This window comes from Methylobacterium sp. Leaf89, from assembly GCF_001422215.1.
In the GTDB taxonomy this organism is placed as follows: domain Bacteria; phylum Pseudomonadota; class Alphaproteobacteria; order Rhizobiales; family Beijerinckiaceae; genus Methylobacterium.
Map to the genome: position 1 here is coordinate 173,750 of NZ_LMML01000012.1, position 11,749 is coordinate 185,498.

General features: G+C 73.6%; 11 protein-coding genes and 1 pseudogene. 5 read left to right on the forward strand and 7 right to left on the reverse strand.

The features are described 5' to 3' along the window. The first annotated feature begins 55 nt into the window (after window positions 1-55). The gene (locus ASF18_RS07060) at window positions 56-1,771 is read left to right on the forward strand and encodes a DEAD/DEAH box helicase (RefSeq protein ID WP_056350592.1); all 1,716 of its coding nucleotides are present in this window, start codon (window positions 56-58) and stop codon (window positions 1,769-1,771) included. 101 nt (window positions 1,772-1,872) lie between these two features. Here ASF18_RS07060 and ASF18_RS07065 read toward each other — a convergent pair whose 3' ends face one another. Beyond that, the gene (locus tag ASF18_RS07065) at window positions 1,873-2,844 is read right to left on the reverse strand and encodes a hypothetical protein (protein WP_156649704.1); all 972 of its coding nucleotides are present in this window, start codon (window positions 2,842-2,844) and stop codon (window positions 1,873-1,875) included. Window positions 2,845-3,062: 218 nt separating this feature from the next. After that, window positions 3,063-4,007, reverse strand: a complete 945-nt coding sequence (locus tag ASF18_RS07070) for a hypothetical protein (RefSeq protein WP_056350437.1) — start codon at window positions 4,005-4,007, stop codon at window positions 3,063-3,065. Between the two features lie 49 nt (window positions 4,008-4,056). Here ASF18_RS07070 and ASF18_RS07075 point away from each other — a divergent pair, with 49 nt between their 5' ends. Together ASF18_RS07075 and ASF18_RS07080 are read left to right on the forward strand one after the other, a co-directional pair. Continuing rightward, entirely contained in the window at window positions 4,057-5,541 is a 1,485-nt protein-coding gene (locus ASF18_RS07075; RefSeq protein WP_056350439.1) for an ATP-binding protein, read from the forward strand. Then, complete coding sequence (locus ASF18_RS07080) at window positions 5,538-6,197, forward strand: response regulator transcription factor (RefSeq protein WP_056350441.1); 660 nt, start codon at window positions 5,538-5,540, stop codon at window positions 6,195-6,197. The genes ASF18_RS07075 and ASF18_RS07080 overlap by 4 nt, the downstream gene beginning before the upstream one ends. A 12-nt stretch (window positions 6,198-6,209) precedes the next feature. On the opposite strand, the gene ASF18_RS07085 is transcribed toward ASF18_RS07080, so the two are convergent. Genes ASF18_RS07085 through tsaD form a run of 5 tightly spaced genes read right to left on the reverse strand, consistent with a single transcriptional unit; the run spans window position 6,210 to window position 10,036 of the window. Then, on the reverse strand, window positions 6,210-6,626 hold the full coding sequence (locus ASF18_RS07085; RefSeq protein WP_056217054.1) for an EVE domain-containing protein: 417 nt from the start codon (window positions 6,624-6,626) through the stop codon (window positions 6,210-6,212). 48 nt (window positions 6,627-6,674) lie between these two features. Next, complete coding sequence (locus tag ASF18_RS07090; protein ID WP_056350443.1) at window positions 6,675-7,139, reverse strand: opioid growth factor receptor-related protein; 465 nt, start codon at window positions 7,137-7,139, stop codon at window positions 6,675-6,677. Beyond that, window positions 7,136-8,125, reverse strand: a complete 990-nt coding sequence (locus tag ASF18_RS07095; RefSeq protein ID WP_056217045.1) for an NAD(P)H-dependent glycerol-3-phosphate dehydrogenase — start codon at window positions 8,123-8,125, stop codon at window positions 7,136-7,138. Before ASF18_RS07095 ends, ASF18_RS07090 begins: the two co-directional genes overlap by 4 nt. Then, on the reverse strand, window positions 8,122-9,000 hold the full coding sequence (locus ASF18_RS07100; RefSeq protein ID WP_056350446.1) for a GNAT family N-acetyltransferase: 879 nt from the start codon (window positions 8,998-9,000) through the stop codon (window positions 8,122-8,124). The genes ASF18_RS07095 and ASF18_RS07100 overlap by 4 nt, the downstream gene beginning before the upstream one ends. After that, entirely contained in the window at window positions 8,993-10,036 is a 1,044-nt protein-coding gene (gene tsaD / locus ASF18_RS07105; protein WP_056269787.1) for a tRNA (adenosine(37)-N6)-threonylcarbamoyltransferase complex transferase subunit TsaD, read from the reverse strand. The genes ASF18_RS07100 and tsaD overlap by 8 nt, the downstream gene beginning before the upstream one ends. A 161-nt stretch (window positions 10,037-10,197) precedes the next feature. Here tsaD and ASF18_RS07110 point away from each other — a divergent pair, with 161 nt between their 5' ends. Both ASF18_RS07110 and ASF18_RS24590 read left to right on the forward strand, forming a co-directional pair. Further along, on the forward strand, window positions 10,198-10,923 hold the full coding sequence (locus tag ASF18_RS07110; RefSeq protein ID WP_056350448.1) for a uroporphyrinogen-III synthase: 726 nt from the start codon (window positions 10,198-10,200) through the stop codon (window positions 10,921-10,923). A gap of 129 nt (window positions 10,924-11,052) precedes the next feature. Next, a pseudogene (locus ASF18_RS24590) lies at window positions 11,053-11,749 on the forward strand (hypothetical protein); the annotation flags it as partial.

Sequence of the window (11,749 nt, forward strand, 5' to 3'; positions counted from 1 at the left end):
GCGACGGCTCCCCGGCGGGTTCTCCGCCTGCTTGCCCGCTAAGGCTTCCGTCACCGTGCCCTTCCCCACCCTGCCGGCCCCGCTCGCCCGAGCGCTGACCGCGCGCGACTACGAAGACCCGACGCCCGTCCAGAGCGCCGTCATCGAGGCGGCCGCGCAAGGCCGTGACCTCCTCGTCTCGGCCCAGACCGGCTCGGGCAAGACCGTCGCGTACGGCCTCGCCTTCGCCGAGACCCTGCTCGGCGACGCCGAGCGCTTCGGCCCCGCCGGCGCGCCCCTCGCCCTCGTCATCGCCCCGACGCGCGAGCTCGCGCTGCAGGTCGAGCGCGAATTGTCCTGGCTCTATGCGGAGACCGGCGCCCGCGTCATCTCCTGCGTCGGCGGCATGGACCCGCGCCGCGAGAGCCGCCAGCTCAACGACGGCGCCCACATCGTCGTCGGCACTCCGGGTCGCCTGCGCGACCACCTGGAGCGCCGCAACCTCGCGACGCAGGATCTGCGCGCCGTCGTCCTCGACGAGGCCGACGAGATGCTCGACCTAGGTTTTCGCGATGACCTGGAATTCATCCTCTCGGTGACCCCGAAGGAGCGGCGCACGCTGCTCTTCTCCGCGACCCTGCCGAAGGCGATCGCGACCCTGGCCGAGCGCTACCAGAACGACGCCCTGCGCATCGCCGTGAAGGGCCAGGAGCGCGGCCACGCGGACATCACCTACAAGGCCATCCGCGTGGTGCCGCGCGAGCTGGAGCACGTGGTGGTCAACACCCTGCGCTTCATGGATGCGCCGACGGCGATCATCTTCTGCAACACCCGCAACGCGGTGCGCCACCTCCAGGCGGTGCTCACCGAGCGCGGCTTCTCGGCCGTGGCGCTCTCGGGCGAACTCGGCCAGGGCGAGCGCAACGCCGCCCTCCAGGCGCTGCGCGACGGCCGGGCCAAGGTCTGCGTCGCCACCGACGTCGCCGCGCGCGGCATCGACCTGCCCACCGTCAGCCTCGTCATCCACGCCGACCTGCCGCACGATGCCGAGGTGCTGCAGCACCGCTCCGGCCGCACCGGCCGCGCCGGGCGCAAGGGCACCAGCCTCTTGCTGATCCCGGCCTCGAAGCGGCGCCGGGCCGAGCAGATGCTCATGATCGCCAAGGTCTCGTTCGAGTGGGCCGGCCCGCCCACCGCCGACGAGATCCGTCGCCTCGACGGCGAGCGCATGTGGCAGGATCCGATCTTCACCGAGGAGCCGGCCGAGGAAGACGTGGCCATGGCCGAGACCCTAATGGCGCAGCGCACGCCCCAGGAACTCGCCGCGGCCCTGGCGCGGATCTACCGCTCCCGCCTGCCCGCCCCCGAGGACGTCACCGATCCGGGGGCCGGCCCCGAGCGCAAGTCGCGCCCGGTCTACGATCCCGCCGACGCGGACCGCATCGACGCCCAGGGCCCGGCCGTGTGGTTCCGGCTCAACCTCGGCCGGCGCGACAACGCCGATCCGCGCCGCCTGCTGCCGATGCTGACCCGGCGCGGCAATATCGGCCGCCAGGAGATCGGCGCGATCCGCATCTTCGATCGCGAGACGAAGTTCGAGGTCCGGGGCGGCGCCGCCTCGCGCTTCGCCCAGACCTTCGCCAAGAACGGCTCGCCCGAGATCCAGGTTGAGCCGATCCTGGACGAGGAGCCGGCCCGCGAGGAGAAGGGACCCAAGGGCTTGAAGAGCCCGCGGGGCGCGCGCCACGAGCGCGAGATCGCCAAGAAGCCCCGCGCCAGCCGGGCGCGCTGACCGGACAGGGGCGCCCGAAACCGGGCGCTCCACCTCGACGAAGGGCGCCCGAAGCCGGGCGCTCCGATCGGACGAAGGGCGCCCGAAGCCGGGCGCTTGCGCTAGAAGTGATCGGGCAGGTTCTTCACCGCATTGCCGAGGGCCTCGACGCTCTCGGCGATCTTGCGGCCGGCCGGGGCGAGCGACGGCACCTTCACGCCCAGGAATTCCGTCTGCTCCGGCTCGGGCTCCGCCTGCGCGACCGGGGGCGCCGACGCAGTCTCCGGCGTGCCGCTCGGTGCGTTGGCAACGAGAGGCTTGGCAACAACGGGCTTGCCGACCGAAGACTTGACGCTCGAAGACTTGACGACCGAAGGCTTGGTCTCCGTCGCCTTGGCGACCGGGCTGTGCTTCGGCGCTTCCGGCGTCAGGGCCGTGAAGGTGCCGTTCGTCGCCCGCGACCGGGTCGTTTCGTTGGGCAGCGGCGCGATCAGGGTGGCGGTGCGCGTCACCGGGACCAGCGAGGCCGGACGCGCCGGCGGCAGCACCGCGGCGCTCTCGATCGGCGGCAGGCGCGCCGGCTTCGCGGCGACAGGCACCGCCGCCGGCTTCTCGACCGGAATCGCCTCGGGCGCCCGTACCGCGGGCGGCCGCGCTTCGGCGACCGTCACGCCGATGGGCTTCGCGTCCACGGTCCTGACTTCCAGGGGCCTCACTTCGGCGACCCGCGCCGCGGGCGGGGCGACCGCGGCCAGCGGACGCTCGGCCGTCGGAGCCGCGGACGGCTGATCCGGCGCGGCCGCGACGGACTTCGGCCTCGCCGGCGCGAGGGCCGGGACGCCATCGCGCAGGTCCGGCCATTCGGAGGCGTTGTGTCCGAGACTGGCGGGCGTCGCGGACGCCGTGGCGAGAGTCGGCCGGGTGAATTGCGGCCCCGCGAGATTGCCAAGGGTCGCGAAGGCGAAGGCGGTGAAGCCGGCAAGGCCCAGGATGCCGGCGCCGGAGAGGAGCACCACCCGGAGTTTCACCCGGGACGGGCGCGGCGCCGGCGCGACGGGGCGCCGGGTCTCGGAGGGATCGATCGTTACGGACATCAGGGTCTCAGACATCTCGCACGCTTCAAGAGGTTCGGATTGACCGTTGCGGGTCGATCACGCGGCGCTGGTCGGGCACGACCGGCGCGGCGAGGCCCGAGGGGCGACGCCTGCGTGTAACGAAAGAGGCGCCGCAATGGGGCATGAAGATGTCCTTAACCCAATCCTTGAACAGGCTCGGATCAGACGCGTCACGAATCTGAATAGATCCAACAGGTTTAACGCGAGGTGTCTGGGCAGGACTTGGTCCCGTCCTGATTCGCCGCCGCCGCAGCCTGGACGTGAACGAGGCGCGAGACGGCGCGCGTCGCACGATTCGCCGTCATGGGCGCGAAGGGCTCGCCCGCGACCAGGCGCGCCTTAAGGCGGACCCGCTCCGGGTCGCCCCAGCGGGTCAGCATCGCCTGGAAGGCGGCATGCGTCCGATGATCGAAGGGGCGGGGCCGGCCCTGCCCGTCCCGGCAGGGATGCGGCGGCGTGAACTGGGCGACGGGCACCAGCCCGGTGGGAATCGGGGCGGTGGCGGCGTGGGTGCGGCCCAGGGCCAGGATCCTCGGGTCGAGGAAGGCCCGCGGCCCGTCCGACTGCGGGTCCGCGCCGGCATAGACCTCGATCCGGCCGAGGGGCGTGGTGACGACCACATCCGCGGCGGCCATCAGGCTCGAAACCGCCTCGGGATCGTGTGCGGCGGTCCGTCCGGCCAGGGCGGCGAGGCGCGCGAGCGCGTCCGGGTCGGCGGAACGCAGGAACAGGCGGCCCTGCGGCAGGTCGAGGCCGAGGTCGAACCACTTATCCCCAAGATTCCGCGGGCGCAGGGCCCCGTCGTCGCATCCGGCGGCGCGGATCGGCTCCGCCCCCGTCCGGGGGCAGAGCGCCATCGGCAGACACAGGGCGACGGCATGGCTCCAGCCGCCGGTGAAGGCGGTCTCGTAGGCCACGGGAATCGCCTCCGCCGGCGCGAGGGCGATCCCGCCGAACGGGGTGATCCAGCCGAGGCGGCCGTCCGCCGGAGCGGCGACGACCTGATCGCCGCCGCGCCCGACGCTGGCGAGCGCGCCGAATCCCCCCATCGTCCAGGTGGTCTCGGGATCCGCCAGGGCTCCGGCCACGAGGCCCGAAACCGAATCGGGACGCTGCCATTCGGCGTCGGGTTCGCTACACACGGGGCGACGACCGCGCACGCTTTCCCCGACGGCCGCCACCCGAGTCGCCATGCCTCACGACGCCGCCTCCGCAGCCCGATCCCGATGGGGCCTGCCCCACCGCAACGGCGCCCCGCCCGCGGCGTCGGCGGAGGCCGGCCGCCGGTCGCTCTGGGCGTCGTGGCCGACGCGGACCCGGATGATCGTGCTGGTCCTCGCCATCGATGTCCTGGCCGCCCTGGTCTCGTGCGCGGTCATCGTCGTCAACGCCCGCTCCGCCGTCGAGGTCGAGATGCAGGCCGCGATGACGAATGTCGAGCTTCTGGTGTCCGATACCATCGACCTCGCCCAGGCGGGGCCGCCCGCCGGCATCCTCCAGACCCTGAACCTGCGCATCCACGATCTGCGCCACGTCCGCGTCACGGTGCTGGACGACGCCGGCAAGGTCGTCACCGGCGGCCTCGGCCGGGTCCGGCACGACCCGCACGCGGCGCCGGCCTGGTTCGCGGCCCTGATCGCCCCGGCGATCCGCGAGCACGACCTGCCGATCGTGGCGCAGGGCCGGCGCATCGGCACCGCCCGCATCACCACCCAGCCGCACGACGAGATCGACGAGGTCTGGGTCTATGCCCTGTCGCTCTCGCTTGCCAGCCTCTGCCTCAGCCTGGGGCTGCTCGGCGCCCTCACGGTGGCGTTCGGCCGCGTCCTGGCGCCGCTGACGGACCTCGCCGAGGGGCTGATCCAGCTGGAGCAGCAGGATTATACCGTCCGGCTCGAACCGCCGGCCTCGCGCGAACTCGCCGCCATCGCCACCCGGTTCAACCGGGTGGCCCAGGCCCTGGCGGAGACGCGGGCCGCCAACGGGCGGCTCAACCGCCAGCTCCTGTCGGCACAGGACGACGAGCGGCGCCGCACGGCCCTGGAGCTGCACGACGAGTTCGGCCCCTGCCTCTTCGCCCTGGAAGCGACCGCGGCCTCGGTGGTCCGCATGGCCGAGGCCGAGGCGCCGCCGGACCGGGCGCGCCTGAAGCAGCGCGCCCAGGACATCGCCAGCATCGTCGGCCAGGTCCAGACCCGGAACCGCGATCTCCTCAACCGGCTGCGGCCGCACGCCCTCGGGCAGGTGCCTCTGCCGGAATGCCTCGATCTGCTGCTGCGCGATTTCCGGCGCCGTCACACCGGGACGCGCTTCGCCGGGAGCTTCGAAGGCCTGGCCCGCGGCTACGGCGACGTGACCGACCTGACCGTGTTCCGCTGCATGCAGGAGAGCATGACCAACGCGGTGCGGCACGGCGGGGCGCGGAACGTCACCGTCCAGGTGCGGGACGAGGCCACCACCGCCGGGCGGGTCCTGCGCCTCGCCATCCGCGACGACGGCACCGGCATTCCGACCGGTCACAGCCTCGGACTCGGTCTTTCGGGGATGCGGGAGCGCGTGGAAGCCCTCGGGGGCACGTTCATGCTTGACAACGATCAGCCCGGCGCGGTTGTCCGGATCATGATTCCGCTCGATGATGAGCGGGACGTCGACACGAGTCCGATTCCCAGCGCATGAACGCGATCGCCACCACCACCGAGGCGCCGACCCTCGTCATCGACGATCACCCGATCGTACTCCAGGGCTGCCGGCGGGTGCTCGAGGATGCGGGGATCGAGCGGATCGTCGAGGCCACCAGCGTGGTCGCGGCCTATCGCAGCTTCCTGCGCCTGCGTCCCGGGACGGTGATCTGCGACCTGACCTTCCAGGGCAGCGGCCTCGCCGGCCTCGAACTGATCCGGCGGATGCGCGACGCCAACCGGGCGGTGCGCATCCTCGTCTTCAGCATGCACAACGATCCGGTCATCGTCGCGCGGGCCCTGGAGGCCGGAGCCCTCGGCTACGTGCTCAAGGACCACGCCTCCGGCGAGCTGTTCGAGGCCTTCGAGCGGGTCCGGTCCGGCCGCCCCTACCTCGATCCGCGCCTGGCCACCGAGGTCGCGATGCTCCGCACCGACCCGAAGCGCACGCCCGAGACCCAGCTGACGCCGCGCGAACTGCAGATCCTGCAGCGCCTGGCGCAGGGCAAGTCCTACGGCGCCATCGCGAGCGACCTGTCGGTGAGCTACAAGACCATCACCAACGCCTGCTCGATGATGCGCCAGAAGCTCGGCCTGCGCACCCTCGCGGAGCTGATCCACCTGGCGGTGACGCAGGCGCAGCGCCAGGGCTGAGCGGACGGCGGCTCAGCCGAGGCCGCCCATCGCGCGCACCACCGCCCACTCGGCCTCCGTCACGGGCTGGACCGAGAGGCGGGAATTGTTGGCGAGCACCATGGCGGCGAGGCGCGGCTCGGCCTTGATCGCCTCCAGGGTCACGGGGCGGGGCAGCGCTTCGACGGCGCGCAGATCGACCATGCCGAAGCGGCCGGTCGCGTCGGAATCATCCGGGTAGTAGGGCCGGATCACCTCGACGATGCCCACCACCGCCTTGCCCTCGTTGGAGTGGTAGAAGAATCCGCGCTCGCCCACCTCCATCGCCATGAGGTGCTTCTTGGCGACGTGGTTGCGCACGCCGTTCCAGTGCGTGCCGGCGCCGCCCGCGGCGACCTGCTGCTCCCAGGACCAGGTCGAGGGCTCGGACTTGTAGAGCCAATAGGCCATGCGCTTCTCCAGAGAAGCCGGCTCCATAGCACCGGCCAAGCGTGGCCGTCAGGCCCCCCGGAGCGCGGCCTCCCAGTAGCGCAGGCTCGTGGCGTTGATCGGGGCGCCGGCCTTCGCGTTCCGGGCAGTGACGAAGGCGTGGAACTCGGTCGCCGCCTCGGCCCCCAGGAGATCGGACAGGGCCGAGAGGATGCGGGTGATGCGCAGGTGGTTGTGGTCGTGCGGCCGCAGCCAGCCGTCGGTCTCGGCATAGAAGCGGGTCATCCGCCCGAGGGCGGCGCGCAGGCCCGACAGGGCCCCCGGATCGGCGCGGATCGCCTCGGCTTCGGCCCGGCTCAGCACCGGCGCGCCGGGTACGGCGAGGCTCGCCTCGTGCAGGGGGAAGCACCATTGGATGAAGTCGTGCACGCCCTCGATATGGGCGTCGTCGAAGGCGAGGATCTCCCTCAGGCGCCGCCCGGCCCCGTCGTTGCCGGAGCCGGTCAGGAAGGCACGGATGGGGTGCTGGCTCACTCGGCTTCTCCCCGCAGCGGCCGCGCCAGCAGGGCGGCGATGACGCCGTCGACGCTGGCGCCGCCCGAGACGATGGCGGCCACCGCCTCGGCCACCGGCATCTCGATACCCCGGGCGCGGGCGAGGTCGACCAGGGCGGCGGCCGTGAAGGCGCCCTCCGCCAGCTTGCCGCCGGCGGCCGCCTCGGGCGAGGCCCCCGCGCCGAGGCGCTGGCCGAAGGCGAAGTTGCGCGATTGCGGCGAGGAGGCGGTGAGCACCAGGTCGCCGAGGCCCGACAGGCCCATCAGCGTCTCCGGCCGGCCGCCATAGGCCCGGGCGAAGCGCATGAGTTCGGCGAAGGCCCGGGCGATCAGCGCGGCCCGGGCGCTCTCGCCGAGACCGCGTCCGGCAACGATGCCCGATGCGATGGCGAGGACGTTCTTGCCGGCCCCGCCGATCTCGACGCCGCGCACGTCGTCGGTGTGATAGACCCGGAGCGTCGGCCCCGAGAGGGTGCCGGCCAGGCGCGCGGCGAGACCCGCATCCGCCGCCGCGAGCGTCACGGCGGTGGGCAGGTTGCGGGCGACGTCCGCGGCGAAGCTCGGGCCGGACAGGACCGCCACCGGGGCAGCGGCGCCGAGCTGCTCGGCCGCGACCTCGCTCATGAAGGCGTCGGTGCCGCGCTCGATCCCCTTGGCGCAGAGCACGATGGCGGCTTGGCGCGCGAAGGCGGCGCCCAGGTCGGCCAGAACCCCGCGCAGGGTCTGGGCCGGCGTCACCATCAGCACCGTCCCGGCCTCGGCGAGGTCGGAAGCTCCGGCGGTGACGGCGATGCGGGGGTGCAGGGGTACACCGGGCAGGTAGCGGGCGTTCTCGCGGGTGTCCTGCAGGCGCGCCGCCGCCTCCGGGTCGCGCAGCCACAGGGTCACGTCGTGCCCGGCCGCGGCGGCCGCGTTGGCCAGCGCCGTGCCCCAGGCACCGCCACCGACGACTCCGATCCGCTTCATGCGCTGGTCCCTCGCGATGTGACGTGGTCCGCCCGCAGACGATACAGGAGATGCGGCCGCAGCGGATGCCCCGGCGGCAGGGCCGGATGCGGGAAGCCGCCCTCCGGGCGCATGCCGAGGCGCTCCATCACCCGGCGCGAGGGCGTGTTTCCCTCGGCCGTGAAGGCGACGACCTCGGAGAGGCCGCAGCGGCCGAACAGGTCGGCGAGGGCGAGGCGAGCCCCCCGCGTGGCGATCCCGTGGCCCCAGGCCTCGCGCGCCAGGCGCCAGCCGATCTCGACGGTCTCGCCCGGCCGCTCGCCGCCCGGGAACGGCATGGGCCGCAGGAGACGCGCGCCGCCGATCATCCCGACGAACCCGCGTCCCTCCACCGTGACGGCCCAGGGGCCGAAGCCGTCCACCGCGAAGCGCCGGGCACAGGTCCGCGCCTCGGCCCGGCTCGCGGCCGCGTCCTTGGTGGCGGGGAAGTGGCGCATGACCTCCGGGTCGGCGTTGAGGGCGGCAAAGCGCGCTTCGTCGCCCGCCTGCCAGGGCCGCAACAGGAGGTTTCCGTCGCGAAGGCCCTCGGGCGGCGCCACCGCGTCGGCCTCCCGCAGCTTGCCGCGCAGGGCCAACGAGCGCCGGTTCAGCGCGCGCAGGTCGGCCCGGCCGAAGAGGACCGCCTCGCCGAGTTCGGTGGCGGCCGCGAGCTGGCCGAGGGGCAGGTTCGCCCAGGCCGGGGCCGGCACGCTCTCGCGCCAGGGGCCGCCGCAGGTGTTGTCGAGGAGGATGCGCGCGAAGCAATGGTCGCGGTGCACCGGCCAGTCCGGGCGGGCCGCCTCGGGCAGGCGTCGCTCGACGAGGTCGCGCCAGCGTAGCCGCGCGGCCTCAGGCAACCGCCTTCGGCTCCGCGAAGGGCCAGCGGGCGCGGGCCGGCGCGGTGAGGTCGTCCACGAGGCCGAGGCGCAGGCGCTCGATACCCGCCCAGGCGATCATCGCGCCGTTGTCGCCGCACAGGGCCAGGGGCGGCGCCACGAAGGCGAGGCCCGCCTCGCCGGCCTGGGTGGTGAGCGCCCGGCGGATCGCGCCGTTGGCCGCCACCCCGCCGGCCGCCACCAGGGCGGTGGGATGGCCGGCCACGGAGGCGAAGTCGCGCATCGCCACCCGCAGGCGGTCGACCACCACGTCGACCACCGCCGCCTGGAAGCCGGCGCAGAGGTCGGCGACGTCGACGGAGGAGAGCGGCGCCAGCTTCTCCGCCTCGATCCGCAGGGCGGTCTTCAGGCCGGACAGGGAGAAGTTGGCCTCACGCCGCCCCAGCATCGGCCGCGGCAGGGCGAAGCGCTCCGGATCGCCGGTCTCGGCCAGGCGCTCGACCTCGGGGCCGCCCGGATAGCCGAGGCCGAGGAGCTTGGCGACCTTGTCGAAGGCCTCGCCGATGGCGTCGTCGATGGTGGTGCCGAGGCGGACGTAATCGCCGACCCCCCGCACCGCCACGAGCTGGGTGTGCCCACCGGAGGCGAGGAGCAGAAGGTAGGGGAACCCGATGCCGTCGGTGAGCCGCGCCGTCAGCGCATGCGCCTCCAGGTGGTTCACGGCGATCAGGGGCTTGCGCGCCACCAGCGCCAGGGTCTTGGCCGTGACGAGGCCGATGAGCACGCCGCCGATCAGGCCGGGCCCGGCCGCCACCGCGATGCCGTCGACCTGGGCCAGGGTTAGGCCGGCGCTGCCCAAAGCCCGGTCGATGAGCCGGTCGAGCACCTCCACATGGGCGCGGGCCGCGATCTCGGGAACGACGCCGCCATAGGCCGCGTGCTCGGCGATCTGGCTCAGCACCTCGTTGGAAAGGATGCGCCCGCGCCCGTTCTCGCCGGGGGCGACCACGGAGGCGGCGGTCTCGTCGCAGGTCGTTTCGATGCCGAGGACGTTCATGGACGGCGGATCATCTCGAAGGGGGCCTCGTCGGAGGGGTGCGGGGTGGCCCGGGGGATGCGCCGCACCCTATCGTCCGCCTCCTCCGGCGGCAACGACGGGTTGCCAGCGGCGGCGAGACCGGCATGGATGGGCGCGGGGTTCTGGGAGCGCGAAGCGGGATGCGGATCTGGGTGGCGCGGCCGGAACCGGGGGCGGCGCGGACGGGCGCGCGCCTCGCCGCCCTGGGACACCGGCCCCTCCTCGCCCCGGTCCTCACCGTCGCACCGACGGGATTCCGCCTGCCGGAGGAGACCTTCGCCGGGCTGATCCTCACGAGCGCCAACGCGGCGGCGGCGCTGACGCCGGCGGAGCGCGCGCGCCTCCGCGCGGTCCCGACCTTCGCGGTGGGAGCCCGGACCGCCGCCCTCGCGCGGGAGCTGGGCTTCGCGGACGTCCGCGAGGCGGAGGGCGACGCGCGGGCCCTGGCCCGGCTGGTCCGGGCCTCCCTGCCCATGGGCGCGCACCTCGTCCACGCGGCGGGGGCCGAGCGCAAGGCCGAGCCCGCCGCCTCCCTGATCGCGGCCGGATACCGCCTCGCGGTATGCGAACTCTACGCCGCGCGGGGGGTGGCGCGGCTGCCCGATGCGGCGGCGGACGCCCTCGCAGGCCGGCGCCTCGACGGGGCGCTCCACTACTCCCGGCGCAGCGCGCAGGCGGCACACGATCTCGCCACGGCGGCCGGGCTCGGCGGAGCCTTCGGAGACCTGACGCATTACTGCTTGTCGGCGGATGTCGCCGCGCCCCTGGTCACCGCCGGGGTCGCGGTCCATTTCGTGCCCGACCGCCCCGGGGAGGACGCGCTCCTCGCGGGATTGCCGGCCCCCGGGCCAACAGGATTTCGATAAGGGCCTCGCTCCGGCGGCGGCCCTGGTGCTAGGACGAGCGCAAGAAGCTGCGCCGCCAGCCTCGACCCACCGGGCGCCGGATGCGCCGAACGGGTCGGGCGGCGGGAGACGGGAAGGGAGCCTTGAACCGTGAAACCACCCAACAGCGACCCCAACCGCCCGGGTTCTCCCACCGGCAACCGGCCGGCCGAGCCCGGCAAGCCCGGCACGCCGGGCGGCTCCCTTCCGCCGAAGGTCGAGGCCTCGGCCAAGCCGGGTCAGCCCGGCGGCACGCCGGGTACGTTCGGCAAGAGTGAGCCGGGGAAAGGTGAGCCGGCAAAGGCAGAGCCGGTCACGGAAGGCACGAAGACGGACGCCGTGAAGACGGAAGCCGCCAAGGCCGCGATCCTCACGCCCGACGCTGGCAAAGCCGACACCGTCAAATCCGATGCTCTCAGAGCCGACGCCGTGAAGCCGGATGCCTCCAAGCCGGACCTGACCCGCCCCGATCCGCTCGCTGTCGGCGCCGCGAAGACCGAGACGATCAAGGCCGATGCGCCGAAGCCGGAGGCCCTCAAGCCCGATGCGTCGAAGGCTGACGCTGCCAGAACCGATGCTTCGAAGGCCGAGTCACCGAAGGCCGACGCCGGGAAGTCCGAGCCGCCCCGCTCCGGCGGATTCGCGGGACCGCAGCCCGGCGCGCGTCCGGGCCAGTCCGTGACCGATGGCCCGATCATCGACCTGAAGGCCAAGCGCATGCCGGACCCCGTGCCACCGGCGAAGCCTGCCGGTGCTGCCGGTGCTGCCGGTGCTGCCGGTGCTGCCGGTGCTGCCGGTGCTGCCGGTG

Coding starts and splice junctions, on each gene's coding strand:
- ASF18_RS07065 (WP_156649704.1), bottom strand. CDS start 2,844: ATGTCCGTAACGATCGATCCCTCCGAGACCCGGCGCCCCGTCGCGCCG.
- ASF18_RS07075 (WP_056350439.1), top strand. CDS start 4,057: ATGCCTCACGACGCCGCCTCCGCAGCCCGATCCCGATGGGGCCTGCCC.
- ASF18_RS07080 (WP_056350441.1), top strand. CDS start 5,538: ATGAACGCGATCGCCACCACCACCGAGGCGCCGACCCTCGTCATCGAC.
- ASF18_RS07085 (WP_056217054.1), bottom strand. CDS start 6,626: ATGGCCTATTGGCTCTACAAGTCCGAGCCCTCGACCTGGTCCTGGGAG.
- ASF18_RS07095 (WP_056217045.1), bottom strand. CDS start 8,125: ATGAAGCGGATCGGAGTCGTCGGTGGCGGTGCCTGGGGCACGGCGCTG.
- tsaD (WP_056269787.1), bottom strand. CDS start 10,036: ATGAACGTCCTCGGCATCGAAACGACCTGCGACGAGACCGCCGCCTCC.
- ASF18_RS07110 (WP_056350448.1), top strand. CDS start 10,198: ATGCGGATCTGGGTGGCGCGGCCGGAACCGGGGGCGGCGCGGACGGGC.